28 protein-coding genes are annotated in these 26,148 nt (G+C 38.7%); 25 read left to right on the top strand and 3 right to left on the bottom strand.

The window, feature by feature from the left end:
• Positions 1-24: 24 nt before the first annotated feature.
• Entirely contained in the window at positions 25-291 is a 267-nt protein-coding gene (gene rpsO, locus SPI61_RS01215) for a 30S ribosomal protein S15 (protein WP_321136324.1), read from the top strand.
• Between the two features lie 213 nt (positions 292-504).
• On the opposite strand, the gene SPI61_RS01220 is transcribed toward rpsO, so the two are convergent.
• Positions 505-1,146 carry a hypothetical protein gene (locus SPI61_RS01220; protein WP_321136325.1) on the bottom strand — a complete coding sequence of 214 codons (642 nt, stop codon included), beginning with the start codon at positions 1,144-1,146 and terminating at the stop codon, positions 505-507.
• Between the two features lie 80 nt (positions 1,147-1,226).
• On the opposite strand from SPI61_RS01220, the gene SPI61_RS01225 reads away from it, so the two are divergent.
• The 6 genes from SPI61_RS01225 (at position 1,227) to SPI61_RS01250 (ending at position 7,471) form a co-directional block, all read left to right on the top strand.
• The gene (locus tag SPI61_RS01225; RefSeq protein WP_321136326.1) at positions 1,227-2,186 is read left to right on the top strand and encodes an RluA family pseudouridine synthase; all 960 of its coding nucleotides are present in this window, start codon (positions 1,227-1,229) and stop codon (positions 2,184-2,186) included.
• Positions 2,179-3,363: a beta-N-acetylhexosaminidase gene (gene nagZ / locus SPI61_RS01230; RefSeq protein WP_321136327.1), complete on the top strand. Its 1,185-nt coding sequence runs from the start codon at positions 2,179-2,181 to the stop codon at positions 3,361-3,363. Before SPI61_RS01225 ends, nagZ begins: the two co-directional genes overlap by 8 nt.
• Before the next feature lie 88 nt (positions 3,364-3,451).
• Positions 3,452-4,126 carry a response regulator transcription factor gene (locus SPI61_RS01235; RefSeq protein WP_321136328.1) on the top strand — a complete coding sequence of 225 codons (675 nt, stop codon included), beginning with the start codon at positions 3,452-3,454 and terminating at the stop codon, positions 4,124-4,126.
• A 14-nt stretch (positions 4,127-4,140) separates the two neighbouring features.
• A complete protein-coding gene (locus SPI61_RS01240; protein WP_321136329.1) occupies positions 4,141-5,556 on the top strand; it encodes a HAMP domain-containing sensor histidine kinase in 1,416 nt (471 codons plus the stop codon).
• A complete protein-coding gene (locus SPI61_RS01245; protein WP_321136330.1) occupies positions 5,546-6,973 on the top strand; it encodes a hypothetical protein in 1,428 nt (475 codons plus the stop codon). Before SPI61_RS01240 ends, SPI61_RS01245 begins: the two co-directional genes overlap by 11 nt.
• A gap of 54 nt (positions 6,974-7,027) precedes the next feature.
• Positions 7,028-7,471: a hypothetical protein gene (locus SPI61_RS01250; RefSeq protein ID WP_321136331.1), complete on the top strand. Its 444-nt coding sequence runs from the start codon at positions 7,028-7,030 to the stop codon at positions 7,469-7,471.
• Between the two features lie 52 nt (positions 7,472-7,523).
• On the opposite strand, the gene SPI61_RS01255 is transcribed toward SPI61_RS01250, so the two are convergent.
• Positions 7,524-7,811 (bottom strand): GIY-YIG nuclease family protein, encoded by a 288-nt coding sequence (locus SPI61_RS01255; protein WP_321136332.1) that lies wholly within the window; start codon positions 7,809-7,811, stop codon positions 7,524-7,526.
• On the bottom strand, positions 7,798-8,250 hold the full coding sequence (locus SPI61_RS01260; RefSeq protein ID WP_321136333.1) for a regulatory protein RecX: 453 nt from the start codon (positions 8,248-8,250) through the stop codon (positions 7,798-7,800). The genes SPI61_RS01255 and SPI61_RS01260 overlap by 14 nt, the downstream gene beginning before the upstream one ends.
• 25 nt (positions 8,251-8,275) lie before the next feature.
• On the opposite strand from SPI61_RS01260, the gene SPI61_RS01265 reads away from it, so the two are divergent.
• The 18 genes from SPI61_RS01265 to dtd all read left to right on the top strand — a co-directional run bounded on the left by SPI61_RS01265 (position 8,276) and on the right by dtd (position 26,139).
• The gene (locus SPI61_RS01265) at positions 8,276-8,695 is read left to right on the top strand and encodes an FHA domain-containing protein (RefSeq protein WP_321136334.1); all 420 of its coding nucleotides are present in this window, start codon (positions 8,276-8,278) and stop codon (positions 8,693-8,695) included.
• A complete protein-coding gene (locus SPI61_RS01270) occupies positions 8,685-9,884 on the top strand; it encodes an FtsW/RodA/SpoVE family cell cycle protein (protein WP_321136335.1) in 1,200 nt (399 codons plus the stop codon). Before SPI61_RS01265 ends, SPI61_RS01270 begins: the two co-directional genes overlap by 11 nt.
• A 19-nt stretch (positions 9,885-9,903) precedes the next feature.
• Positions 9,904-11,265, top strand: coding sequence for a penicillin-binding transpeptidase domain-containing protein (locus tag SPI61_RS01275; protein WP_321136336.1), 1,362 nt, complete (start codon positions 9,904-9,906; stop codon positions 11,263-11,265).
• A 42-nt stretch (positions 11,266-11,307) separates the two neighbouring features.
• Entirely contained in the window at positions 11,308-11,940 is a 633-nt protein-coding gene (locus tag SPI61_RS01280; protein WP_321136337.1) for a CBS domain-containing protein, read from the top strand.
• Positions 11,941-12,039: 99 nt separating this feature from the next.
• Positions 12,040-12,534, top strand: coding sequence for a crossover junction endodeoxyribonuclease RuvC (gene ruvC / locus SPI61_RS01285; RefSeq protein ID WP_321136338.1), 495 nt, complete (start codon positions 12,040-12,042; stop codon positions 12,532-12,534).
• A gap of 2 nt (positions 12,535-12,536) precedes the next feature.
• A complete protein-coding gene (gene ruvA / locus SPI61_RS01290) occupies positions 12,537-13,118 on the top strand; it encodes a Holliday junction branch migration protein RuvA (RefSeq protein WP_321136339.1) in 582 nt (193 codons plus the stop codon).
• An 11-nt stretch (positions 13,119-13,129) separates the two neighbouring features.
• Positions 13,130-14,134 (top strand): Holliday junction branch migration DNA helicase RuvB, encoded by a 1,005-nt coding sequence (gene ruvB / locus SPI61_RS01295; RefSeq protein ID WP_321136340.1) that lies wholly within the window; start codon positions 13,130-13,132, stop codon positions 14,132-14,134.
• Positions 14,135-15,463: a SpoIID/LytB domain-containing protein gene (locus SPI61_RS01300; RefSeq protein ID WP_321136341.1), complete on the top strand. Its 1,329-nt coding sequence runs from the start codon at positions 14,135-14,137 to the stop codon at positions 15,461-15,463.
• A complete protein-coding gene (gene queA, locus SPI61_RS01305) occupies positions 15,459-16,481 on the top strand; it encodes a tRNA preQ1(34) S-adenosylmethionine ribosyltransferase-isomerase QueA (RefSeq protein ID WP_321136437.1) in 1,023 nt (340 codons plus the stop codon). Before SPI61_RS01300 ends, queA begins: the two co-directional genes overlap by 5 nt.
• Positions 16,482-16,491: 10 nt before the next feature.
• Positions 16,492-17,607: a tRNA guanosine(34) transglycosylase Tgt gene (tgt, locus tag SPI61_RS01310; RefSeq protein WP_321136342.1), complete on the top strand. Its 1,116-nt coding sequence runs from the start codon at positions 16,492-16,494 to the stop codon at positions 17,605-17,607.
• Positions 17,608-17,660: 53 nt separating this feature from the next.
• Positions 17,661-17,987 (top strand): preprotein translocase subunit YajC, encoded by a 327-nt coding sequence (yajC, locus tag SPI61_RS01315; protein ID WP_321136343.1) that lies wholly within the window; start codon positions 17,661-17,663, stop codon positions 17,985-17,987.
• Between the two features lie 15 nt (positions 17,988-18,002).
• Positions 18,003-18,152, top strand: coding sequence for a six-cysteine ranthipeptide SCIFF (gene scfA, locus SPI61_RS01320; protein WP_034547050.1), 150 nt, complete (start codon positions 18,003-18,005; stop codon positions 18,150-18,152).
• A 40-nt stretch (positions 18,153-18,192) separates the two neighbouring features.
• Positions 18,193-19,539: a thioether cross-link-forming SCIFF peptide maturase gene (scfB, locus tag SPI61_RS01325; protein WP_321136344.1), complete on the top strand. Its 1,347-nt coding sequence runs from the start codon at positions 18,193-18,195 to the stop codon at positions 19,537-19,539.
• Positions 19,540-19,550: 11 nt separating this feature from the next.
• Positions 19,551-20,825, top strand: a complete 1,275-nt coding sequence (gene secD / locus SPI61_RS01330; protein WP_321136345.1) for a protein translocase subunit SecD — start codon at positions 19,551-19,553, stop codon at positions 20,823-20,825.
• A gap of 12 nt (positions 20,826-20,837) precedes the next feature.
• On the top strand, positions 20,838-21,716 hold the full coding sequence (gene secF, locus SPI61_RS01335) for a protein translocase subunit SecF (RefSeq protein WP_321136346.1): 879 nt from the start codon (positions 20,838-20,840) through the stop codon (positions 21,714-21,716).
• An 82-nt stretch (positions 21,717-21,798) separates the two neighbouring features.
• Positions 21,799-23,544, top strand: a complete 1,746-nt coding sequence (gene recJ / locus SPI61_RS01340) for a single-stranded-DNA-specific exonuclease RecJ (RefSeq protein WP_321136347.1) — start codon at positions 21,799-21,801, stop codon at positions 23,542-23,544.
• 4 nt (positions 23,545-23,548) lie between these two features.
• Entirely contained in the window at positions 23,549-25,693 is a 2,145-nt protein-coding gene (locus SPI61_RS01345; protein WP_321136348.1) for a bifunctional (p)ppGpp synthetase/guanosine-3',5'-bis(diphosphate) 3'-pyrophosphohydrolase, read from the top strand.
• On the top strand, positions 25,693-26,139 hold the full coding sequence (gene dtd, locus SPI61_RS01350; protein ID WP_321136349.1) for a D-aminoacyl-tRNA deacylase: 447 nt from the start codon (positions 25,693-25,695) through the stop codon (positions 26,137-26,139). The genes SPI61_RS01345 and dtd overlap by 1 nt, the downstream gene beginning before the upstream one ends.
• The last annotated feature ends 9 nt before the right edge of the window (positions 26,140-26,148 follow it).

The following is a 26,148-nucleotide window of genomic DNA, read 5'->3' on the forward strand; positions in this document are numbered from 1 at the left end:
GAATTAATATTTGGAGGTAAGAAAATGATTAAAAAAGAAAAGAAATCTGAAATCATCGAAAAGTATCAAAAACACGCAAATGACACAGGCTCAACAGCTGTGCAAATTGCAATTTTGTCAGAAAGAATCAACGAAATCAACGAACACTTGAAAAAGAACCCTAAGGACCACCACGGTCGTAGAGGACTTCTCATGATGGTTGGTAAGAGAAAAGGTTTGATGAAATATCTCGAAAGAACAAACCTCGATGAATACAGAGAACTAATCGCTGATCTAGGAATCAGAGGATAGTAAGAGAGAAACGGCGTTCCGATTGGGACGCTTTTTTGTTGCGGTTTTTTAGAAATTGAAAACCAAATTTAAATGAGTTCAAAAGTAATTGCAATCCGCCGACTGCGAAAAGAAGTGCGATTCACATATAATAAAACCGGATACTATAAAAACCGAATTAATTACATATAAAGCACAAAAAAACACACCCCGAAGGGTGTGCATATTTTAATATTATTGTTTTGCGATAGCTTTTACAACTGCATCGAGGCTCATGCCTTTTGTCAGTTTGAACTCACCGCTCTTCAGTTTTCTATCAAGTCCGAGTTCAACAGCTTTTTTTACAAAAGCTTCACTCGATTCAACGATTCCGTTGTCGGCAAGGATTTGTCCGGTTGCTCCCGGAAGGGTGCCTGCCGGAATGTTTATTGTGACTTCGCCGCCCGTATTTTCAGCAGGTTTTGTATCAGTTTCAACAGTTGTTTCGTTTTCCGTCGTTTCTGTGTCGGTTGTTTCAGTTTCAGTCGGTTGTTCCGTTTCTGTTGTACCGTTTTCATCGGTGTTTTCAGCGTCGGTATTTTCGTCTGTTGTAACTTCGGTTTCGTTTGGATTTTCTGTATTTTCTGTGTTTTCTGATTGTTCTTTATCTATTTTGTCGACTTCCGAGATATCTTTTGTAACGGTATCGCTTTCAGTCGGTTTAACATCTTCCTCAGTGTTATTTTCGACGATTTCATTGTCGTCTGTGGCGCTCTTGTTGAAGAGCATTTCAAATTTCCAACCCAATATGATTACAACGCCGATTATAATGACAAGCATTACAAGATAATCAATGGCATTGTAAAAAAGGTCTTTAGTTTTGTCTTTTTTAGTCATTTCTTCACCTCATTGATTAAATTCCATAAATCTAATATAATAATATTATAACACGAATCACAAAAGAATGGAAGAGATATATGATAAATATTAAAATAAAAGAAAATGATGCGAATCAAAGAGTGGACAGATTTTTGCAAAAGCTTATGCCGAATGCTGGCAAAAATTTCCTCATGCGAATGCTCAGAGAGAAAAAGATAAAAGTTAATAAAAAGAAATGCGAGCCTTCATATCTTCTGTCGGAGGGTGACGATGTTACGATTTATTTCAGCGACGAGACTTTCAAGAAATTTTCGAAGGGGAGACGCGAGGTATTTAATAAAACGAAAATAGAGATTGTTTATGAGGACGAGAATGTTTTGATTGTGGACAAGCCGGCTGGACTTCTTTGCCACGTTTCAAACAATTTAAAGGAGCCGAATGTGGTCGACGGGGTAATAAATTATCTGCGCGAAAACGGCGAGTACAATCCGCGCGACGAGCATTCTTTTGTGCCGGCAATTTCAAATAGACTCGACAGAAATACTGCGGGGCTTGTTATTGCCGCAAAGAATGCAAACGCTTTGAGGACTGTGAATGAGCTTATAAAGAATCGCGAAATTAAAAAACTCTATCACGCGATTGTGCGCGGAAAGATAGATTTTAACGGCACTATGAAGAATTCGTTCGAGAAAAATGAAAATAAAAATATGGTGAAGCTATCAAATGACGGCGACAAGAGTATGGAGTCGGTCATAACGACAATTGAGAGCGCCGACGATTTTTCACTTGTAAAGATTGAGCTTATAACCGGGCGCACGCACCAAATAAGGTTGCAGCTGAAGCTTTTAAAGCACCCGATTATCGGCGACAACAAATACGGCGACATCACTTTTAACAATTCATTAAATATAAAGGACAAAAATCACCAAAGACTTGTTGCAGGGGAGCTCGTCTTCCCCGAACTATCCGGCGATTTGGAGTCGCTTTCAAAAAAGAGTTTCAAGTCGAAGTATTTGGATGAACTTTTTAATGATTATAGGAGTTTGACGGATGAATAGGATTTGTAAATTGTTTATTATGAGCGTATTTTTAATGTGCGCTTTCGGATGCAAAAAGAACAGCGGAGCGAATATGAAGAAGATTGTGCTCGATTCTGAGAGAAATGCGACTTCAAAAGAGGTTGAGGTTGCAAAAAAAGATGTGACAAAAGACGAAGTTCAAGAAAAAAACATCGAAGAAAAGCTTGACAATTATATAAAAACCGTGGACAAGAGAGCGAAAGTGGAAGAGCTTATTTGCTCCGGAATTTACGGCACAGAATATGACAAAAAGATGGAGGACTTTTTAAAGGCGAAAAAACCTGGTTCAATAATTCTTTTTAAGCGAAATATTTCGAGCGACAAACAGCTCAAAGCACTTGTTTTGGACATAAGGGCGCTCTATAAAAATATGAATGTGCACGAGCCGTTTATTTTTGTCGACCAGGAGGGCGGACGTGTGGACCGTTTGAAGTCTGTTTTCGGCAAGACAAATTCACCGAGTTGGTATTTTAAAAACAAGCCGGCGACGGAGTATGGAAAGAGAATCACGAATGCGCTCAATCATTTTAATTTAAACGGCGGTTTTTCACCGGTTCTCGATGCGCAAAAGCCGGGGAACGGAATTATCGGCGACAGAGCTTTTTCTGATGACTACGAAGCAGTCGCAAAGTATGCGAGAGATGCGATCAAGTATATGAACAAAAACGATATTGTGAGCCTTGGGAAACATTTTCCGGGACACGGTGCAACACATGTCGATTCACACGAGACTTTGCCTGTGATAAATAAATCGTACGATGAGATGAAAAAGTTGGATTTAATTCCATTTGCAAAGAATTTCGACATTCTTCGAGGAGTTATGGTTGCACACATTTTGGTGCCGAAAGTCGACGAGATGCCGTCGAGTCTTTCGAAAGTTTGGATGGACAAGATTCGGAATGAATTTCATTTTGACGGGCTCATTTTTTCGGACGACCTCACTATGGGGGCGCTCGATTCGTATGGCGATTTGAAGTCGAGGGCGAGGAAATTTGTAGAAGCGGGCGGAGATATTCCACTCGTTTGCCACAAGAATGAAGAGATGGAAGGCGTTATTTCTGAACTTTTAAAGGTCGACGACAAACGAATCGACGAAGCGTATAAGCGAATTTTAAAAGCGAAATTGGAGATTGGACTTATTTCTGAAATAAAATAATTCTATATGACTTCATTTCGATAAAATGTTGATTTAACTACAAGTTTTGGGGTATACTAGTATTAAGAAAGGTTATTGAGGTGTTATTATGTTGAAAATTTTGGTGGTAGAAGATGAAACAGCGATAAGAAGATTTATTAAGATAAATCTTGAAAGACAAGGATTTGAAGTTTTGGACGTGGAAAGCGGAGAAGAAGGACTCGACGCATTTGCCGATTTTAATCCGGACATTGCGCTTTTGGACGTCATGCTTCCGGGCATTTCGGGGCTCGAGGTTGCAAAGAGAATAAGAGAGCTCGACAACAATGTCGGAATCATTATGCTCACTGCAAAGAGCCAAGATGTAGACAAGATTTTGGGACTGGAAAGCGGCGCCGACGACTATATGACAAAGCCGTTCAATCCGACTGAGCTCATTTTGAGAATAAAGAGTCTTGCAAGAAGGGTTGAAATAAAGGATGTGCCGGACACGCTCGAAGACGATGTGTTTAAGCTCGACCAAAACACGAGACAATTTTTCAAAAACGGCATTTATGTCGAACTCACACCGACCGAATTCGCAATTATGGATCTCTTTATGAGAAATCCGCACAAGGCGTTTTCAAGAGACGAACTTCTAGATTTGATTTGGGGCAGAGATTTTGTCGGCGATTCGAAGATAATAGACGTCAATATCAGACGTATCCGCTCGAAGATTGAAGACGACGCCTCCGAGCCGCAATATATCAACACTGTATGGGGGCTTGGCTACAGATACAGATAATTACAGGTACAAGAATGAAAAAAAGCTTTAGATTTTATCTCACTTTAAATTTAACAATTATTATAATTGCTACAATTTTAATTTTGGAAATTGCTGTTATTTTTAGTGTAAAAAATTATTTTTACAAAGACGCAACTTCAAAATTGAAATCACAAGCTGAGCTGAATCTGGGCTATTTATACAGATATATAGATTTTTCAAAAGGCATCAGAAACGTTGTTTTGGACGATGCCTTCACTTTTTTTCAATACAATACGGGGCATTTGGAGCTGTTGGACGAAGAGGGAAATCTTCTTTTAAGCACCATCGGCCTCACAAATACTTACTTAAACAATACTAATATTTTGACCGGAATAAAGGAAAGCGGTTACTACACGTCGATTGATAAATTTTCATTCAGCGATTCGAAAATTGTGAGCGTGGCTCTTCCGATAACTTATCAGAACAAAATGATTGGAATCGCTGTTTTTCAATCAAGTCTGAAGGAAGCGGACGAGTCTATTTTTAATGTCGTTAAACTCATTATCACAATCGGTGTAGTCGTCGCTGTTATTGCGGTCATTGTTTCATTTATAGCAAGCGATATGATAGTTAAGCCGATTTACAGGCTTAAAAAATACTCGGACGAGCTTGCAAAGGGAAATTACAACTACAAATACGAGCCGCAAGGTCCGCTTGAAACCGTGAAACTCGGGGAAAGTATGAATTATATGCGAGACGAGGTCTTAAAGCGCGACGCGGTCAAGAACGAATTTATTGCAAATGTGAGCCACGAGCTTAAAACGCCTTTAACTTCAATCAAAGGTTGGGCATATACTTTGAAGGAGGACCCGTCCGACGAGGAACTTTTGAGAGACGGGCTTGAAATTATCGAGCAGGAAAGCGACAGACTCGCTCAAATGGTTAACGACCTCTTGGATTTCAGCAGACTTTTAAATAAAAAGGTCAAACTCGAAAAGAGACAGATTGATATGGTGGACTTTTTGGGAGCTCTCGAGAAGCAGTTTAAGCCACGTGCAATTGCGGAGAACAAAAACTTTTATATAAAGTCGAATGTCAAGAGTTTGAAATATTCAAACGACCCTGACAAGCTTAGACAGGTTTTTATAAATCTTCTTGACAATGCTTTTAAATTCACATCAGAAAACGGCACGATAAAAATCGATTTAAAGGATATGGGCGAAGAGTTCGTTGTGTCCGTTGTTGACGACGGCGACGGCATTCCTGAAAAAGACCGAGAACATGTTTTTGAAAAATTCTACAGAGGAACCTCGAAAAAAAGCCACACAGGAATCGGGCTCTCGATTGTATATCAAATTGTCAAGCTCTCCGGCGGCGACATAAAACTTGTGAGTGAAGTGGGCGAGGGGACGAGCTTTATCATAACTCTTCCGAAAGAATTCGAGGAGGAGCACGTCGATGAAAAATAGATTATTGTTTTTCGTTATATTAATTTCTCTTTTTTCGGTAGGTTGCAAGATAAAACCGGATGAACAGAGCGACATAACAAACAATGTTTTTCCAATAAGAGGAAAATATACGGTCATAAATAAGTTCAATCAAAACGGTGAGAAAATCAGATTTCAAAATAAAAATATGATTTTCTTTAAAGACCGCGCCTTCATTTCCGGAAAAGACTATACGAATGTTCGCTATATGACGAAGATGGTGAATCTTAAGGACTATCTCGTAAACAATTACAATTTAAACAATATGCGCGAATACGACAGACAAGACGACATTGTGGTTTTAAGTGTTTATTCGGGCGAAGACTTCGTCTGTGACATTGCGATTATGGAGGACACAAAGATTCTTGTGAATGAGAATTACAGCCTCTATGAAGCGCAATACGATGGAAAAGTTGACGAGAATGATTACAATTTCATTGTGAGCAAGCGAAAAATCGAAAGAAATGCGGAGCCAAGTGAAACTTTTAAACCGACAGCGCTCTTTTTGGGGCTTCGCGATGATGACGGTGAAGAGCCGTCATATTACACGTTTTTTGTGTACAGAGACAGCGCCGGTGTGCAAGTCTACAAGACGGAGGGGATTTATCTTCCTAAAAATACCGGATATTTGAATATTGACATAAAAAAAGAACCTGTGGGCGGTGTGCTTACAAATCCGATAACGGCGACTTTTAAAAAGCATTTTGAAGACTTCGACACAAATGTTTCTGCTAATCTTGAAAGTGACAAAACGAAGTTTTATGGAAAGAAAAAAATCAAGATAAATTATGTAAATCCGCAATTTCTCTCATACACATACGAGACTTTAAACTACGGCAGGGAGGATTTCAAGGACAGTATCTCAATACTTCCGATTGAGTCCTCGAGCGTTAAAAGTCCGATAACTTTGGATCAAGTTTATCAAAAAGATTCGCTCGAAGTTATTAAGGACGACATAAACAATGTACTCTACAGCGAGCTATATTTCGACAAACGCAATATGGGAATTATAAGGAGAAACGGATATTGGGTTATGATTGTGCGGATGTTTGACAAGACAGACGGTGTTATAAAAAACGTTGACATTTCATTAAGAGACGTAAATGCCGGCATTCTCCTTAACGAAGACAAGCAGTCGATTTCTATCAAGGATATAAACAATTTGTTTTCGAACGTGCGCGATTTTACGACTAGTTCAATCAGAAATCTTGCGGTTGTAAAGACCACAAATTCATTTAAAATTGTAAATTTTAAAAATGTACATCTCGACGTTTCGGACATTTTAACCATAGAAACAAAGGATGCGTCGATGTATATGAATATGTGGTCATACGGCTCCGAGGCTGAATCACATTTCTCAAATGTTAAGAAATCGGAGATGTGGCACCGCTTTTTCTAGAATGTATTGATTTTAACTAAAATATTATGTATAATTAATTTGGAGTTGATTTAGATGGAACTTTTAGATAAGGTTCTCGATGAGTTGGGACCGTATCTTAGACTTGAACAATATTCGCTGTTGTATTTTGTGTTAATCGCAATTGCGGTCATAATACTTCACATGTTGTTCTCGAGATTAAGATTTGTAAAATATTTACCTGGAGTTGCACTCATTATATATGCACTCATAAGGTTGTTTTTAAATAAAAACGGGGGATTTTTAAAGAGTTCTCCCGAGGATTTGAGAGTTGCTGTTTTGACCGGCGCGTGCGGACTTGTGAGCATATTTTTTGCTCGCATTCTTGCAATTATGTACAAAAATAAGGACAGAAAAAGGCGACCGCTCACCGAAGAAGAAAAGCGTATAAGGATGGAAAAAAGAAAAAGAAGAGAAGCAAGAATGAGGCGAGAAGCTCTGAAGAATGAAATCGCCAATATGGAAAACCCGAAAAATTAGAACTTGGCTGAATCTTTTTTTGAAAATTTTTTGATAGGCTGAGCGATATTTTTTATCGCTCTTTTTCAATATCAAAATCATTTATCAGTTTCAGTTTTTTCTGTTTTGTGAGTTTTTTTATCGCACACTCACGCTTCAAAGCTTCGCTCATTGTGTAGCCGGTTTCAAAGTAGACAAGCTCGACCGGGGTTCTTCCACGCGTGTATTTGGCACCGTTTTTCTCATTGTGCGCTTTGACGCGTTTTTCGATATCGTTTGTCATGCCGCAATAGAGGGTGTTGTCGGCGCATTTTAAAATATAGACTTTGAAATCTTTGGAATCTCGATTATCTGTTTTCATCGATATAGTCCTCGAGCGCATTTTTTGCACTGCTATAGTCGTAGCCTCTTGAGACAAGATGGTTTATGACCTTTTGTTTGTTTTTAAAATCCTCAAGATTGAGACCCTTTGCTTTTTTCTCAGTTTGCGCATAGAGATTTCTCTTTATAATCTCTTCGTTGTCCATAAGAGCAAAGTCGACGGCTTCACCTGAAATCCCTTTTTCCTTCAGTTTGAAAATAATTTTATTGGGACCCCATTTGTTTATAAGAAGATGGTCGGATACATATGCGTTTATATAGTCCACATCGTTTAAATAGCCCACTTCTTTGGCGTAATTTATGGCTTCCTCGATTTCAGATTCACTATATTCTTTTTCCCTCAAATATTTAATTGTTTCCGCCTCTGTTCTAGTGTTTTTAAGAAATATGAGACAACTTTCAGTACATGTGTATTTCATTTTATCACCTCGTAAAGGAGTTTTTATGGATTATTTTGCAATAATAAGCACAATTTTAAAATATATTTTTGTAGTTATCGTATTTTTGTTCACCACAAACATCCTCAAGGATATTTTATACTATATTAAAAAAGAAAGCAAAGAGAAAGTTGCGATTTTAAGATTTGGAGGAGAGGGCAGCGACAAAATTGCGATTATACGTGACAACATATCCGTCGGTCGCGCGGCTGAAAACGACGTCACAATTAAAGATGACTCGATTTCAAAAAGACAGTTTCACATAAAAAAGACAAATAAAGGATACAATCTCATCGATTTGAAAAGTGCAAACGGCACATATGTAAACAACGAACGCGTGAAGAACGTAATATTAAAGAACAAAGACGTTATAAGAATCGGCGACGAAGTGATTATTTTTGAGGAGAGAATTCGAAATGTCAAGTAAGAAAAAATCCTATTTCTATATACTTCTCTTCCAACTTTTGGGCGCCGCATTGATGTTTCTTTTTAAAGCGGAGGACGAGGTCACGACAAAGTCTCTCATTGCAATTTCATCGGTTCTCGTCGTCGGATTTGTAAATGTATGGCTCAATAAAAGACTCATCGGATATGATTTGTTTTATGTCTTGGTTTCAATGCTCTTCAGCATCGGCACGCTTGAGATTTTCAGACTGAATTCCGAATATGGCGTGAAACAGATGATTTGGTTTTTAGTCGGCGTCGTCTTTATGTATGTGGCTTATATGATTATAAAAAACACCGACTTTCACGAGTATTTCTTTTATATTTTCGTCGGAGCGATTTATATCTTATTTTTATACACGATCCTTTTCGGAATAAACAGATACGGCGCACGAAATTGGGTAAGCATCTTTGGGCACCTTTTTCAACCTGTTGAACTCATAAAACTGTTATTTATTTTTCAACTTGCAACCCTTGAAAATTCGTCTCTCACAAAAGTGAAACACTATAAACTTATAAACGAAGCGATTGCTTTTTCATATTTCGGGTTTCTCTTTCTTCAAAGGGACCTCGGAAGTGCGCTACTCCTATTTATAATTTATATCAGCTATCTCTATGTCTTTGAGAGCGAGAGAAAATATTTTGCAGTCACACTCATAATGTTTTTAGCTTTTGCGGTCATCGGATTTTTGGTGCTTCCGCATGTGCGAGTGAGATTTAAGGTTTGGACAAATCCTTTCAAATATTTCGACAAAAAAGGATACCAAATCGTCACAGCTCTTACCGCAATTGCAAACGGCGGGCTCTTCGGAACGGGCATAGGTCTCGGAATTCCAAACATAATTCCCGTAAATATTTCGGATATGATTTTGGCTGCAATCGGCGAAGAGATGGGCGCAATAATGCTATTAAATATTTTAATAATCTACGTCATATTTTTCTCATACAGCTTGAAACTTGCGAAATATGTGGACCACAAATACTATAAAAAGCTGGCAGTTTTGATTCCGATTTCAATTGTTTCACAGTTTTTTGTAATTTTTATGGGAACTTTAAATATGATTCCGCTTACGGGAGTTACGGCTCCTTTTATTTCGTACGGCGGTAGTTCAATGCTTTCGGCATTTATGATGCTGGGAGTATTGCAAGCGGCTTTAAGAAAAAATGTCTAGATGAGAATTGAGGTTTTAAATGGAAAACAATCCGAATAAAAAAGTGAATAATTTGATGTATGCGGTTGTTTTTATAGCGTTTATTTCAACAATTGCAATTCTTTTAATCTCCTCCGTCGGCGCAAAATATCTCGTGGACTCGAAGTATGACTCGCGTTCGAACCGTCTCGTTGCCACCGTTCAAAGGGGAAGTATTTTAGACAGAAACCATGAAGTTTTAACATACAGTGAAAAGAATGACGAAGGATATACAAGAATTTCAAAATATCCGGGACTTTTTTCACATGTCATCGGCTATATGGATAAAAAATACGGAATGACGGGACTCGAGTCGACTTACAATCCTGAGCTTATGGGTCGAGGAAATGCCTCGTTTATGACAAAGACGAAAAATATAATCATGAACGAAAAGACGGGAGACAATCTCGTTTTATCGCTCGATTTAAAACTTCAACAAAAGGCGCAGGCGCTTCTTCAAGGCTACAACGGCGCTATTGTCGTTTCAAACCCGAAGACGGGCGAGATTCTTGCAAGCTACTCAAATCCAACATACGATGAAAGAAGACTCGAGGAATTTATAAACAACGAAAATGAAAGCTCGATGTTAAATCGTGTGCAGTTCGGAAAATATTCGCCCGGCTCCGTCATGAAAATTTTGACGAGTGTAAATCTTTTGGAAAACGGTTTTAGGGAAGAATACGAGGACACAGGCTCGATTGAAATCGGAGACGCAAAAATTGCAAACTACAACAATATGAGATACGGGACGGTCGATATGAAAAAAGCATTTGCCCATTCATTGAACACATATTTTGTTTGGGCGAATTTGAAACATTTGGACAGTTTTAAAAATCTCGTCGACTCTGTAAATGATACAGTATTAAAAAATTCCATCGTTCCGATGGCTCCGATTGATTTAAATCTTTCGGAAGACGAGTTTTCGAATGCGCTCCTTGGAATCGGACAGGGGAAAGTCACACTCTCTCCGATGATTTTAAATGTTATAACAGAGAGTATATACAACGGCGGATATTTTTACACACCGCGATATGTAAACTCGTTTGAAACGGCGGATGTCAAAACAAATAAAAAGCTTTTCTCCAAAAAAGTCACAATGCCTTTTAGCGAGCAATCTGCAAATGAAGTGAAAGAGTATATGAAAGAGGTTGTTGCGACCGGAACTGCGAGCGGCTTCGGACTTCAAAACGCCGGAGGAAAAACCGGAACTGCGGAACTCGGAAACGGAAAATACAACTATTTCTTCACAGGTTTTTATGAAAATGAAGAAAATTCAAAATGTATTACGATTGTACTGGAAAATTGTTCAAATATTGGGTATAATAGAACTGTAGAGATATTCAAAAAATTGTTAACGGATTAACCAAGTGTTGTCCTTAACAAAATATATTTAGGAGGTATTAGAATGTTAGTTAAAAATCATATTTTACCAAAGAACTTGCTTACACTTCTTTCTGTTGAAGACACTGTAAAGACTGCGCTTGATAAAATGGAAGAAGGGGACTTTTTAAGTTTACCGGTTGTTGAAGGCGATAAATTTGTGGGCTATATAATGAAGGCTGAAATTTATGAAAAGTTCTATCACGAAGGAGATTGCAACAGAGAAGAATTTGAAAAGCAATCGATTGAAAAATTCGTCGAAACCGGAATCAAGGCTCTTGACCCGAACGACGGAATAGACGAAGCAAGTATCGCGATTGAAAAATTGAATATTCCGTTCTTGCCGGCGATTGACGCTGACGGAAATTTCCTCGGAATTTTGACACATGCTTCGATTTTTAAAGCATTCTCGGATCTTTTCAACCTCGGAAAAGGCAGACAACTCGTCGTCTATATCTTCAACATTCCTGGACAACTTTCAAGACTCTTAAATGTCTTTAGAAAAGAAGGAATAAACGTTCCGTCAATGGTCGTTATGGACGCAAAAGTTATGGGAATTTTGAAAGTTCAATGCAGAGTAGAGGTTGCTTCAAACGAAGAATTTGAAGAACTTATTTCAAAAGTTGAAAAAGAAGGATTCAAAACCGGAGAATTATAAAAAATTTAAACTCTTCGCATTTGTTGCGGGGAGTTTTTTTGTGCCCGATTCCTTGCGATTTATTACATATTTTGATATAATGATTATGGAGGAGATTTTTTGCGAATTTTAGGATTGGATCCGGGACTTGCTATTTTAGGTTTCGGAATAATAGATACAAACGGAAACAAGTTCAAGCTTGTTGACTACGGCATTATAAACACTGAACCCGACCTCACATTTCCGGAAAGACTGAAGCTTTTGTATGACGATTTGGACTTTCTCATAAAGAGATATCAGCCGGACGAGGTTTCGATTGAAGAACTTTTCTTCTACAAAAATGTCACGACTGCAATCAAAGTTGCACAAGCGCGCGGAGTTCAAGTTCTTTGCTGTTTAAACAATGAACTTCCAATCTATGAATACACTCCTCTTCAAGTAAAACAGGGAATAACGGGCTATGGACGTGCAAACAAAAGAGATATACAGGAATGTGTGAAATCTTTTTTGAATATGAAGGAAATTCCAAAGCCTGACGACGCAGCGGATGCATTGGCTCTTGCAATATGCCATTCATTCACAGGCAGATTTAAAGATGAATTTAGGTTGAAATAGATATGTATGAATATTTTGAAGGTAAAATTGTAGATTTTTACGACAGCTATCTTGTCGTCGATATTGCAGGTATAGGATATCGCTTGGAGGCGCCTAAAAATATTTTATCGCAAGTTAGAATCGGCGAAGAAAAAGTGATTTATGCGGAGCAGGTCGTGAGCGAGAACAGAATTTCAGTCTACGGTTTTGCAACTAAAGAAGATAGAGAGATGTTTAATATTTTAAGGACTGTACCGAAAATCGGACCGAAAACCGCAATCGGAATTTTGGGCAGTGTGACTTTGTCGAAGCTTGTAGCTTCAATTGTTTCGGAGGACAAGGCGACCTTGACGAAACTTCCGGGAATAGGAGCAAAAAGCGCCGAAAGACTCATTATCGACATGAAGGACAAGGTTAAGGATTTCGAATTTGCAATCGAAGACATCGACGAACAGCCGAAGAGTTCACTCCACAGCGAGCTTGTCGAAGCACTCACACAATTCGGCTACAACAGATTTGAAATCGAGAAAAAAATTGCGCATATCGACTTTGAAGGTATGACGATTGACGAAGCGCTCAAATTTGCGCTTAAGAATATGAACTAAAGGAAGATTTGATGGAAAACGAGAGAATAATCTCGAGCAATCTCAGAGACGGCGAGGATTTATTTGATAACTCTTTGCGTCCGAGATGGCTCAGTGAATATATCGGACAATATAAGGCAAAGGACAAGTTAAAGATTTTTATCGACTCCGCCAAAATAAGAAAGGACACGCTCGACCACGTGCTTCTCTATGGACCGCCGGGACTTGGAAAAACAACGCTTGCAAATATTATCGCAAACGAACTCGGTGTAAATATAAAGGTCACGTCGGGTCCGGCAATTGAAAGGCCGGGCGATTTGGCAAGCATTATGACAAATCTCGAGAGAGGCGATGTGCTTTTTATTGACGAAATACACAGAATTTCAAGAAATGTTGAAGAAATTTTGTATCCGGCGATGGAGGACTATTGTCTGGACGTTATGATTGGAAAGGGACCGACTGCAAGAAGTGTGAGACTCGACCTTGAAAAGTTTACTCTGATCGGAGCGACCACACGTGCGGGTCTTTTGAGTTCACCGTTTCGCGACAGATTCGGAGTTCATCTAAATCTCGAACTATACGATGAAAAGAGCCTTACGGAAATTATAAAAAGAAGCGCAAAGATTTTGGATGTCTACATCGACGACGAAGGGGCAATCGAGATTGCAAAGCGTTCGCGCGGCACTCCGAGAATTGCAAACAGACTACTAAAACGTGTCCGCGACTATGCGGTTGTCATGGGAAGCGGAGAGATAGATTATAAAATGGCGAAAAAAGGACTCGATATCCTTGAGGTTGACGAGCTTGGTCTCGACAAAACAGACAGAAAGATAATAAGAACTCTTCTTGTCACATTTAAGGGAAGACCTGTCGGTATAGACACATTGAGCGCCGCAAGCGGGGAAGAAAAGGGGACTATCGAAGACGTATACGAGCCATATCTCATGCAAATAGGATTTATTGTACGCACGCCGAGGGGAAGAATCGCAACTGAAAAAGCGGCTCTTCACATCGGAGAGCCATATATGGAGGGTTAAATGAAAAGAGTATTATTATTTTTAACAATTTTAATCTCGCTTATGACAATTTCAACAAGTGCAAAAAGCGATGATTTGACTATAAATATAAAAATAAAATCATCAAGTGAAGGATACGACTTGACGTCTGAAGACGGTTTTGAACTCGTGACCGAAGGAAAGACTGTGCTTCCGATTCCGTCAAAAAATATCCATCTCTATTATGAAAACGGTCTTATGATAAAGACGGATTCCGGTTTTTACGGTCCATATGAAAACAGTATGGTCGCTTCAAAAAACAATATCACAGCAGTCGGAAACAGAAAATACAACGGGAGCTTTTATTTGGACACTGTAAACAAGGCTCTCATAAACAATGTAAGTCTTGAAGAATACATTTATTCCGTTGTTTCAAGCGAAATGGGCTCAAGTTTTGAAATGGACGCCCTCAAATCACAAGCTGTTGCTGCAAGAAGCTATGCAATTTCTAATTTAAAGAAATATATAAAGCACGGCTACAATCTCACAAACGATATTTACAGCCAAGTTTATCTTGGCGTAAACAATGTGAACGATAAAATTAGGAAAGCTGTGGATGAAACAAAGGGTCTTGTTGCGTTTTTTAACGGCGAAGTTATCAATGCGACATATTCTTCATCAAACGGCGGAGTTATCGCTTCGAGCGAAGAGGTTTGGGGAAACAAATACCCGTATCTTGTCGTTAAGTCCGACCCATACAGCACGAACACACCGAATGTGGATTGGAAAGTCGAAGTTACTAGAGATAATCTCGACGAGATTCTTGCGCAAAAAACAAACAAACGCAATTTTACGGGTTTAAAGCTTCAAAAGAACAGTTTGGGACGTGTAAACAACGTCATCGTGTCTTATAACGACGGAGATGTGAAACTTTCCGCAAATAAATTCAGACTTCTTTTCGGCTCTTCAAAATTTAGAAGCACGCTTTTTGATGTGAATAAGAAAGTTGAAAGTGTAAATAGAAAACCGATGCCGTTGAAAGAGAAAGCCATTGTGGTTGCAAGCACTCCGGGACCAAATGAAGGTGTGGTTTTTGACATTGTAAAACTCACGGACGAGGAGATGAATAAAATTTCGAAAGTTCAAAATCTCGGAATTTCAGCACCGAATTCTGCTGAAGCAGGCGGACAAAATATTATTGAAACCGCAGTCGATTTTTCCGATAAATATGTTTTTTACGGTAAAGGTTTCGGTCACAGCGTTGGACTTTCGCAATTCGGAGCAAATGAAATGGCAAAACAAGGGTTCAAATATTTGGATATATTAAATTTTTATTATCCTGGAATCGAGGTAAAAGTATTAAATGATTAGAGTTGATGATTACGATTTTGATTTACCTGAAGAATTAATTGCACAAACACCTTTGAAAGAACGCGATAAATCAAGATTGATGGTGGTTGATAAAAAGGGAAGCGAACCGAAAGACTATGTTTTTTCAGATTTGGTTGACCTTTTGGACGAAGGTGACGTGCTTGTCTTTAATGATTCGAGAGTTATCCCGGCAAGGCTTTACGGTCACAGAAAGGACAAGGAAGAAAAAGTTGAGTTTTTGCTTTTAAAAGAGCTCGGTGACGACAGATGGCAATGTCTTTCAAAGCCTGGCAAAAAGGCAAAAGTCGGCACCGAATTTTTCTTTGGAGATGAACTTTCACTCGTGGTTGACGAAATCGATGAAGAGGGGCTTCGCTATGTAACGCTTAAATATGACGGAATTTTGTATGAAATTTTGGATAGACTTGGCACAATGCCTCTTCCGCCGTATATTCATGAAAAACTTGAAGACCAGGAAATGTATCAAACGGTCTATGCAAAGGACCCGGGTAGCGCTGCTGCACCGACGGCAGGTCTACACTTTACGGATGAGCTTTTGGAAAAGCTTAAGGACAAGGGAGTCGAGGAGCTTTTTATAACTTTAAACGTCGGGCTCGGCACCTTTAGACCGGTCACATCCGAGTTTATCGAAGACCACAAGATGCACGAAGAGTTATATACGGTAAGCGAAGAAGTCGCCGAAAAAATAAATGCTGCAAAGAAAGCAGGCAAAAAAGTTGTTGCTGTCGGAACAACTACAATAAGGACGCTTGAAAGCGCTGCGGATGAAAACGGAGAAGTGAGAGCGGGGAGCAGATGGACAAATATTTTTATTTATCCGGGCTATAAATTCAAAGTTGTGGATAAGCTTATCACGAATTTTCACTTGCCTAAGAGCACGCTTCTTATGCTTATTTCAGCGATTATGGGACGAGAAAATGCGCTTCACGCATATAAAGTTGCAGTCGAACGAAGATATAGATTCTTCAGTTTCGGTGATGCGATGTTTATAGAATAATGGAGAATTTATGAGTTTTGAGTTTGAAGTAATAAAAAAAGACGATAGAACAAAGGCGAGGGTAGGGGTATTAAAAACTCCGCACGGAGATATACCAACCCCTATTTTTATGCCCGTTGGAACGAGAGCGACGGTTAAAACCCTTTCGAATGATGAACTTTTGGATTTAAACACAAAGATAATTCTTTCGAACACATACCATCTCTTTTTGCGTCCGGGGGACGAATTAATAAAAAAAGCCGGTGGGCTTCACAAATTTATGAATTGGAATCTACCGATTTTGACGGACTCCGGCGGATTTCAGGTGTTAAGTTTGACTGAAAACAGACAGATTACTGAAGAGGGTGTTCATTTCAGGTCGCACATCGACGGCTCGAAAGTTTTTCTCTCTCCCGAAAAATCCATTTCTGTTCAAGAAAATCTCGGCTCCGACATAATGATGGCGTTTGACGAATGCGCCCCATATCCGGCGGACTACGACTATATCAAGCATTCCATGGAAAGAACCTTGAGATGGCTTGAGAGATGCATAAATGCGAAAACGAGGGAAGATCAGGCTCTTTTCGGTATAGTTCAAGGTGGAATGTACAAGGATTTGAGAAAGCTTTCGGCAATTGAAACCTGCAAATTTGATTTGAAAGGCTATGCGGTCGGGGGGCTTAGCGTTGGAGAACCGATTGAAGTTTTAAAGGAAATGCTAGACACATGTAGCGATTATATGCCTGAGGATAAACCGAGATACCACATGGGGGTAGGTTCACCGGATTATCTTTTCGAATCAGTCGAAAGGGGAATCGATATGGCGGACTGCGTTCTGCCGACAAGAATTGCAAGAAACGGTGCAGCATTTACAAAGTTCGGCAGGATAAATCTGAAGAATGCAAAATACACCGAAGATTTTACACCGATTGAAGAAGACTGCGACTGTTATGCATGCAAAAATCACACAAAGGCTTATATAAGACATCTCGTTATGAACGGGGAAATTTTGGGCGGAAGACTTTTAAGTCTCCACAATGTCAGATTCCTTTTAAAGTTGATGGAAAATATAAGAAAGAGTGTGATTGATGGAAATTTCTTAGAATATAAAGAGGAATTTTATAAAAATTATGGTTATTTGGATTAACTATTGATTTTTTTAGTTTTTTATTATATAATTACCATAAGTGAGGTGAAGAAATGTTCGGAGCTACAACAGCAAATCCAACTATGAGCCCAATTGTATCTCTTTTACCTATGGTTGTTGTTTTAGGTTTTTTCTATTTATTTGTGATTAGACCGCAACAAAAAAGGGACAAAGAGGTTCAAGCAATGAGAGCATCTCTCAAACCGGGAGACAGCATTATCACAATTGCAGGAACGATGGGCAAGATTTTACAAGTTAAAGATGACATTGTTGTTATTGAAGTGGGAACTCTTAAAAACCAAGTTGAGATTCTAAAATCATCAGTTGCAACAATTTCAAAGAAAAAAGACGTCAAAGACGCAAAAGTAGACACTATTTAATTCGGAGGTAAAAAAATGAAACTTATTAAAACATTGACAAAGAAAAACATAAAAGACACATTATGTCACGGCGGATGCGGCGAATGCCAAACTTCATGCCAATCAGCATGCAAAACCAGTTGCACAGTCGGAAACCAAAAGTGCGAAAATCCACAAAATAAATAAGTGGTGGTAATATCCACTACTTTTTTTTGGAGAAAATATAATGGAGAATAGAATCCATAAATTTCATCTTAACGGCGTATATTGTATAATTGATATAAACTCGGGCAGTGTCCACGTTGTCGAAAAAATTATTTATGATATTATAGATGATTATGATAAACTTTCGGACGAGGAAATTGCTTCGAAATACAACTATGAATTATCCGATGTCGCCGAGGCGCTTACGGAGATTAATTCTCTCAAATCTGAAGGTTTACTCTTCAGTGAGCCGATAGATGTCGACACTATTCCGTTTGCAAATCAAAATATTGTAAAAGCTTTATGTTTACATATGGCTCACGATTGCAATTTGAAATGTGAATATTGTTTCGCATCGCAAGGGAATTTTAATGGAGAAAAATGTCTGATGCCCCTTTCTGTAGGAAAGAGAGCATTGGAATTTTTGTGCGAAAATTCAGGTAATCGTGTAAATCTTGAAGTTGACTTTTTCGGTGGAGAACCTCTTATGAACTTCGAAGTTGTTAAGGAACTTGTGAAGTACGGAAGAGAAGTTTTGGAGCCGAAATACAACAAAAATTTCAGATTCACATTGACTACAAACGGCGTTTTATTAAATGATGAAATAATTGATTTTATAAACGAAAATATGTCCAATGTCGTTTTGAGTCTTGACGGAAGAAAGTCAGTAAATGACAAGATGAGAAAGACTTTAACCGACAAGGGCAGCTACGATATCATCGTTCCGAAGTTTAAGAAGCTTGTTGAAAAGCGTGGAGACAAGGATTATTATATCCGCGGCACTTTCACAAACCAAAATCTCGACTTCAGCGAAGATATTTTGAATTTTTATAATGAAGGATTTGAAAAGGTTTCTATGGAACCTGTTGTAACAGATCCGAACGAATATTATGCAATAAGGGAAGAACACCTCGACAAGATTTTGAAGGAATACGAAAAGTTTTCTAAAGATTATCTCGATATTTTAAAGAAGGATGATAAATTTTTATTTTTCCACTTTATGATTGATTTGTCACAAGGTCCTTGCATAATAAAGAAATGTTCCGGCTGTGGAGCAGGGAACGAATATATGGCTGTAACACCTCAAGGGGATTTATATCCTTGCCATCAATTTGTCGGCGAAGAAGAGTTCAAACTCGGCGACGTTTTTGAAGGTGTTAAGAATACAGAGCTCAGAGATGAGTTCAAATTTACAAATGTCTTTACAAAGGACGATTGTAAAAATTGCTGGGCAAGATTTTATTGCTCCGGCGGATGTCATGCAAACGCATGGTACAACAACAAAAACATCAATAAGGTTTACAAACTTGGCTGCGAAATGGAGAAAAAAAGAATTGAATGTGCCATTTCGATATTGGCCAACAGATAAGGAGGATAAGGATGAAAAGTAAATCACTAGTTTACTTTACCTTGGTTGTGGCTGTAGTTCTTGCAATTTTTGCAATCGGCGTATTCGGCTTTCAACTGGGTGACAAAAAAATCCCGAAGGCAAAAGATGCAATTCAATTAGGATTGGACTTACAAGGTGGGGTTTATGTATTATTGGAAGCTGACACTGATGCAACCGGTCAAGAATTAAGAAGATATATGGAACAAGCAAAGGCTATCATTCAACAACGTGTTGACGGTCTTGGCGTAAGCGAACCAAATATCGCTATTGAAGGGGATAATCGTATCCGTGTTGAACTCGCAGGTCTTAAGGATTCAGAACAAGCATTGCAATTGATTGGTAAAACAGCACAACTTCAATTTATTGACCCGGACGGAAATGTAGTTTTGACAGGTAAAAACGTTAAAGAAAGTATTGTTCAATACATCAACGACCCTATTAAAGGAAACGAACCTGTAATCAGTCTTGAATTTGACAACGAAGGTGCAGAAAAATTTGCTGAAGCCACAAAGAGACTTGCAGCTGAAACAGATGTACAAAAGAAAATTTTATATATCAGATTGGACGACGAAATTATTTCAGCTCCAATGGTACACGAAGAAATCAAAGGCGGCAAAGCCATCATCAACGGCGGAAACGAAGCTATGAAGCTTGAAGATGCAACAAGAACTGCTACACTTATTAAAGCAGGTGCTCTTCCTATTCCTATGAAGGAACTCACAAGCTCTGTTATCGGACCTACACTCGGTCTTGACGCTTATGAAAAATCAATTCTTGCAATCGGAATTTCACTCGCTCTAATCATGGTATTATTACTTATATTATACAGAGCTATGGCAATTCCTGCATGTATCAGTTTGCTTGTATACACCGAAATAATTATTGGATTCTTCCTACTTCTCAAAGTTAAGCTTTCTCTTCCGGGAATCGCCGGACTCATGCTTTCAATCGGTATGGCAGTTGACGCAAACGTCATCATTTTCGAAAGAATCAGAGAAGAACTTAAAGCCGGAAAAACTCACAAGGCTGCTATTAAAGCCGGATACAAAAACGCACTCTCATCAATTATCGACTCAAACATTACAACTTTGATTGCAGGTGTTGTGCTTTATGTATATGGTATCGGCGCTATCAGAGGATTCGGAGTTACACTTATCCTCGGTATTGTCGCATCAATGTTTACAGCAGTATTTCTAACAAAATGGTTATTGGATTTGATGGCAAACATTTTCACATTTAAATCCAACAAATCATTCGGCGCTTAGGAGGGAATAACAATGAATTTCGTAAAACACAGATATATTTATATGGCAATTTCTGCCATTCTCATAATTGCCGGAATTTGTTTTGCTGCTGTCAAGGGATTCAATTTTGGTATTGATTTCTCGGGTGGTACTGTTATAACAATTCAAGCACCTAAGTTTATCGAAGAACAAAAAATTAGAAGCATTTTTGATAAATATGACAACACAATCGGTATTCAATACAGCGGAGAAAACAAATCCGACATCATTGTAAAAAGTACAAAAGACTTTGACACAACACAAATGACGGAAATTAAATACGCTCTTGAAAAAGAACTTTCAATTGACAGAACTGCAATTTCATCAGACTCTGCAGAACCGACAATGGGTAAAGAAATTCAAAGAAAAGCTGTTATTTCAATTTTGATTGCTTCAGCTTTGATGCTTGTTTATATCACAATCAGATTTGAATTTTTATTCGGTGTTGCAGCAATCTGCGCATTGCTTCACGACGTTTTAATCACAGTAGGCTTCTATGCAATTTTCAGTTTCCCTGTAAATTCAAGCCTTATTGCAGCAATTCTTACAATTGTTGGTTATTCAATCAACGCTACAATCATTATCTTCGACAGAATCAGAGAAGAAAGAAAGCTTCAACCGAAAGCTTCAAAAGAAGATATTATCAACTCTGCAGTTAACCACACTATAAGAAGATCTATCTTCACAACTTTAACAACACTTCTTGCAGTATTCACTCTATACTATGTTGGAGTTGAAGCTGTTAAAGTTTTGGCACTACCTTTAATCGTCGGTATGGTTTCAGGTTTCTGGTCATCAGTATTCCTCGCTCCAAACTTCTGGTATGTTTTCAGCGGTGGAGACGAAGCAAAAGTAGCACAAAAGAGAAGATAATTCAATATAAGACTGGAATTTTTTTCCATAAAATGGTAGAATGGTATATAAGTACTCATTCTACTTTTTTATTGGAGGAATTATGTTGGAGAAATGGTTTTTAAGAAATAAGAACAACGCTCAATCGCCGGACAGAAGTTTAAATCTTTTGGAACGCACAAAGCTGCGCATTCTTTATAACAGAGATATAACAGAGATTGACGATATGAAAAAATATTTTTTAAATCCATATGAAGCGATGTATGATGCAAATCTCTTTAATGATTTTCATATCCTCTACGACCGACTCATAACTCTAAAAGAAAACAACGAAACAGTTGCGATTGTCGGCGACTATGACGTCGACGGAATTATGTCTACAACAATTCTTTTAAAAACTTTTAAACGTCTTGGGATTTCAGTTACATATAAAATTCCAAACAGAATGACAGATGGATATGGAATCAACAGGCGAATTGTCGACGAGCTTAAACTCGAGGGTGTAAGTCTAATTATAACAGTTGACAACGGAATACAGGCCTTTGACGTTTTGGAATATGCAAAAGAATTGGGACTAGATGTATTTATCACAGACCACCACGAACTGAAAGTCGAAGACGGGGAGTTTATGATTCCGGAATCTATAGGTGCGATAAATCCGCATAGACCGGACAGCAATTATCCGTTCCAACTTCTTTGCGGCGCAGGCATTGCATACAAAGTTGCTATTTTGCTTTTAAAGAAATTCGGACAATATGACCCCGAGCTCGACAGAGAACTTATCACATTGGCGGGCATTGCAACAATATGCGACGTTGTGGACCTTGTGGATGAGAACAGAATAATTGCGTATCACGGTTTACTTAATTACAGGGAAACAATGAATATAGGATTGAGAGCGATTACAAATGTTGCAAGTGTCGACATAAAAAAAGTGGACAGCTACCACATAGGGTTTATTATCGGACCGAGGTTCAATTCGAGCGGTCGATTGAAAACAGCCGATTTGGGTATAGAATTACTAACCACAGAAGACGAGGACAGAGCACTTGAAATTGCAACGGAGTTAAATGATTTAAACGAAGAGAGAAAAGCATATACAGAAGCGGGTTATAAATCCGCTCTTGAAAAAATAGATTCAAACAATCTTCCGAGTGCGCTGGTAATATATCTTGGGAATATCCACGAAAGCGTCGCAGGGATTATTGCGGGTCGTATAAAGGAAAAGTATTACAGACCGACGATTGTCCTTACAGACGGCGAAGAAAATCTTAAGGGCTCGGGAAGAAGCGTTGACGAGTTTGACATCTACAGCTCGATTTCGGAGTTCAGCGATTTATGCACAAAATTCGGCGGTCACAAGATGGCGTGCGGTCTTTCAATCGAAAAGGACAAGATGGATGAATTTAAAAACAAACTCATCGAATCCGCAAATAAATATGAAAGTGACTTTGTAAAAAAGGTTTATATAGATGCAATTTTCCCACTTGAAATGGTGGATTTAAGGTTTCTCGATATGCTGAATTCGTTCAAACCGTTCGGCAAGGCAAATGAGGAGCCGAAATTTGCGGACAACAATTTGAAATTTATAGGTTTTAATGTATTGGGAAAAAATAAAAATGTTATTAAACTATCTCTTGTTTCAAGTTCAAACAGAGTTGTTTCGGCGATTTTGTTTGAAACCGAAGACGCATTTCTTAAAAGATTCAAAGAGGAATTTAATTCAGATATTTATGAATCAATACAAAACGGACTTTATATGGATATCGTTTATTACCCACAACTGAATGAGTTTAGAGGTAATAAGGAGGCACAAATAATCATAACAAACTATAGGTACAAGAGGTGATGGTATGCTGGAAGATTTATTAGCGTATATTTTAAAATATAATCCCGATGCCGATGTCGAGCTTATAACAAAGGCGTTTAATCTCGCAAAAGAAGCGCACGAAGGGCAGCTCAGAAAAAGCGGAGAGCCTTATATTATACATCCGGTCGCAGTTGCAAAGATTTTAGCGGAGCTCAATATGGATTCGCAGACGATTTGCGCCGGGCTTTTACACGACGTTATTGAGGACACGAAGTACACATACGACGATATAAAGGAGATGTTTGGCGAAAACATTGCAGATATTGTCGAAGGTGTCACAAAAATCAAAAATTTAAACTATAAAAAAGCTGACGAAGCACAGGCGGAAAACATTAGAAAAATGGTTCTTGCAATGAGTAAGGACATCCGAGTTGTCATTGTTAAACTCTCCGACCGTCTACACAATCTTCGAACGCTTGAATATATGACCGACGAAAAGAGATACAGAATCGCCAGGGAAACTTTGGATATTTATGCGCCTCTTGCACACAGACTCGGTATTTCTAAAATTAAATGGGAGCTTGAGGACCTTTGTCTCCGACATTTAGAGCCTAATGCTTACTATGATTTGGTTGATAAGGTAAATAAAAAGAGAAAAGAACGTGAAGAAGATTTAAATAAAATCATTGAAAAACTTTCAGAGAAGCTCACTGAGGCGAATATAAATTTTTCCATCGAGGGAAGGCCTAAGAGTTTTTATTCGATTTATAAAAAGATGAAGGACCAAAACAAGAGTTTTGATTCGATCTATGACCTTACGGCAGTAAGAATTATTGTGGACACGGTAAACGACTGCTATGCAGCTCTTGGAGTTGTTCACGCATCGTGGAAACCGGTGCCGGGAAGATTTAAGGACTATATCGCAATGCCGAAGCCGAATATGTATCAATCGCTCCATACGACTGTCATAACAAACGAAGGCGAGATTTTCGAGGTTCAAATAAGAACTTGGGAAATGCACAAGACTTCCGAATACGGTATTGCTGCGCACTGGATGTACAAGGAAAAGAAGGGCAAGGCAAATCTGTCGCAAAATCTTAAATGGCTGCAACAGCTTATGGAATGGCAGGCTGACCTTGCAGACCCTAAGGATTTCATAGACACGCTAAAGGTCGACTTCTTTAACGACGAGGTTTTCATTTTGACTCCAAGAGGCGACGTTGTCGATTTGCCGATGGGTTCAACTCCGGTCGACTTTGCATACAGAGTTCACACAGACGTTGGAAACAGAACGATCGGAGCGAAAGTAAACGGCAAGATTGTACCGCTAAACTATGAACTTCAAAACGGAGACATTGTTGAAATAACAACTTCGAAAAATATTTGCGGTCCGTCCAGGGATTGGCTCAAGTTCGTTAAGAGCTCAAGAGCAAAAAATAAAATTAAATCCTGGTACAGAAGCATAGACAAGGAAGAAAATATTGCGGTTGGAAGGGAACTTTTGACCTCTGAACTGAAAAGGCTAAATATAAGACCTGAGGATGCGTTCTCAAAAGAAAATATGGAAGCTCTTTCATCGTATTTTTCACTCAGTGAAATCGACGACCTATATCAACAAATAGGATATGGCTCCTTGAAACTTAATGTTGCAGTAAACAAAATAAAATCGCTTATCGAGAGCGTTGCAATAAAAGACGACGAGGGCAATTTCATAAAGCCTGCAACAGACATTGTTTCGGATTCGCCGAGCTCCGTTATTGTTGACGATTTGCCGGGACTGAAAGTTCGTTTCAGCAGATGCTGCAATCCGCTTCCGGGAGATGAAATTGTAGGTTTTGTCACGAAAGGTCACGGCGTTACGATTCACAGAAAGGATTGTCCGAACACAGTTTCATTAAAAGAAAGACTCGGACAGATAAATGTGCGTTGGTCTTCAAATATAAGCGACGCATTTGTTTCGGACATCGAGATTCGCGCGGTCGACAGAGTCGGTCTTATAAGTGAAGTTGCCGGTTATATGAGAGAGCAAAAATCTTCTCTTATAAATTTAAATGCAAAGATTGACGACAGCAATTTAGCAACAATTTCTATGACAGTTAAAGTTCCAAACAAACAGGAACTTAATAAAATTATAAAAGATTTGGGACAAATTCCGTCGGTTCTAAATGCTTACAGGAGAATAAACTGATGATTGCGCTTATACAGGTTACAGACGGGGTTAAGCTTTCGATTGAAGGCGAAGTTTATAATGAAACAAAAGACAGGACTTTACTCGTTTTACTCGGAGTAAAAGACGACGATACAAAAGACGATGTGGATTATATTGTAAAGAAAATTCCGAAGCTTCGAATTTTTAAAGATGACGAAGACAAGCTCAATCTTTCGGCGCTTAACGTTGGTGCGAGCCTCTTTGTCGTGAGCCAATTTACCCTATATGCCAGATGCAGAAAGGGAAACCGACCAAGTTTTGACAGAAGTGCGGGCTATGAAAAGGGAAAAGAGTTCTACGAAACAGTTGTCGAAAAGCTCAAATCCACAGGGCTCGACGTCAAGACAGGCTCTTTCGGAGCGATGATGGATATAGAATTTAATAATAACGGACCCGTTACTATTATTTTAGATTCAAATGAATAGATTTTTCTT

The organism is Ezakiella sp., from assembly GCF_034180565.1.
GTDB lineage: Bacteria > Bacillota > Clostridia > Tissierellales > Peptoniphilaceae > Ezakiella.

What these genes read in the sequence shown, in the direction of transcription:
- rpsO (WP_321136324.1), top strand. Translation starts at nt 25, where the DNA reads ATGATTAAAAAAGAAAAGAAATCTGAAATCATCGAAAAGTATCAAAAA.
- secD (WP_321136345.1), top strand. Translation starts at nt 19,551, where the DNA reads ATGAAAAGTAAATCACTAGTTTACTTTACCTTGGTTGTGGCTGTAGTT.
- dtd (WP_321136349.1), top strand. Translation starts at nt 25,693, where the DNA reads ATGATTGCGCTTATACAGGTTACAGACGGGGTTAAGCTTTCGATTGAA.
- SPI61_RS01265 (WP_321136334.1), top strand. Translation starts at nt 8,276, where the DNA reads ATGGATTATTTTGCAATAATAAGCACAATTTTAAAATATATTTTTGTA.
- SPI61_RS01255 (WP_321136332.1), bottom strand. Translation starts at nt 7,811, where the DNA reads ATGAAAACAGATAATCGAGATTCCAAAGATTTCAAAGTCTATATTTTA.
- tgt (WP_321136342.1), top strand. Translation starts at nt 16,492, where the DNA reads ATGAGTTTTGAGTTTGAAGTAATAAAAAAAGACGATAGAACAAAGGCG.
- ruvB (WP_321136340.1), top strand. Translation starts at nt 13,130, where the DNA reads ATGGAAAACGAGAGAATAATCTCGAGCAATCTCAGAGACGGCGAGGAT.
- yajC (WP_321136343.1), top strand. Translation starts at nt 17,661, where the DNA reads ATGTTCGGAGCTACAACAGCAAATCCAACTATGAGCCCAATTGTATCT.
- SPI61_RS01270 (WP_321136335.1), top strand. Translation starts at nt 8,685, where the DNA reads ATGTCAAGTAAGAAAAAATCCTATTTCTATATACTTCTCTTCCAACTT.
- secF (WP_321136346.1), top strand. Translation starts at nt 20,838, where the DNA reads ATGAATTTCGTAAAACACAGATATATTTATATGGCAATTTCTGCCATT.
- SPI61_RS01275 (WP_321136336.1), top strand. Translation starts at nt 9,904, where the DNA reads ATGGAAAACAATCCGAATAAAAAAGTGAATAATTTGATGTATGCGGTT.
- SPI61_RS01225 (WP_321136326.1), top strand. Translation starts at nt 1,227, where the DNA reads ATGATAAATATTAAAATAAAAGAAAATGATGCGAATCAAAGAGTGGAC.
- nagZ (WP_321136327.1), top strand. Translation starts at nt 2,179, where the DNA reads ATGAATAGGATTTGTAAATTGTTTATTATGAGCGTATTTTTAATGTGC.
- SPI61_RS01245 (WP_321136330.1), top strand. Translation starts at nt 5,546, where the DNA reads ATGAAAAATAGATTATTGTTTTTCGTTATATTAATTTCTCTTTTTTCG.
- scfA (WP_034547050.1), top strand. Translation starts at nt 18,003, where the DNA reads ATGAAACTTATTAAAACATTGACAAAGAAAAACATAAAAGACACATTA.
- SPI61_RS01300 (WP_321136341.1), top strand. Translation starts at nt 14,135, where the DNA reads ATGAAAAGAGTATTATTATTTTTAACAATTTTAATCTCGCTTATGACA.
- scfB (WP_321136344.1), top strand. Translation starts at nt 18,193, where the DNA reads ATGGAGAATAGAATCCATAAATTTCATCTTAACGGCGTATATTGTATA.
- SPI61_RS01280 (WP_321136337.1), top strand. Translation starts at nt 11,308, where the DNA reads ATGTTAGTTAAAAATCATATTTTACCAAAGAACTTGCTTACACTTCTT.
- SPI61_RS01240 (WP_321136329.1), top strand. Translation starts at nt 4,141, where the DNA reads ATGAAAAAAAGCTTTAGATTTTATCTCACTTTAAATTTAACAATTATT.
- recJ (WP_321136347.1), top strand. Translation starts at nt 21,799, where the DNA reads ATGTTGGAGAAATGGTTTTTAAGAAATAAGAACAACGCTCAATCGCCG.
- SPI61_RS01345 (WP_321136348.1), top strand. Translation starts at nt 23,549, where the DNA reads ATGCTGGAAGATTTATTAGCGTATATTTTAAAATATAATCCCGATGCC.
- SPI61_RS01220 (WP_321136325.1), bottom strand. Translation starts at nt 1,146, where the DNA reads ATGACTAAAAAAGACAAAACTAAAGACCTTTTTTACAATGCCATTGAT.
- ruvA (WP_321136339.1), top strand. Translation starts at nt 12,537, where the DNA reads ATGTATGAATATTTTGAAGGTAAAATTGTAGATTTTTACGACAGCTAT.
- SPI61_RS01235 (WP_321136328.1), top strand. Translation starts at nt 3,452, where the DNA reads ATGTTGAAAATTTTGGTGGTAGAAGATGAAACAGCGATAAGAAGATTT.
- SPI61_RS01250 (WP_321136331.1), top strand. Translation starts at nt 7,028, where the DNA reads ATGGAACTTTTAGATAAGGTTCTCGATGAGTTGGGACCGTATCTTAGA.
- SPI61_RS01260 (WP_321136333.1), bottom strand. Translation starts at nt 8,250, where the DNA reads ATGAAATACACATGTACTGAAAGTTGTCTCATATTTCTTAAAAACACT.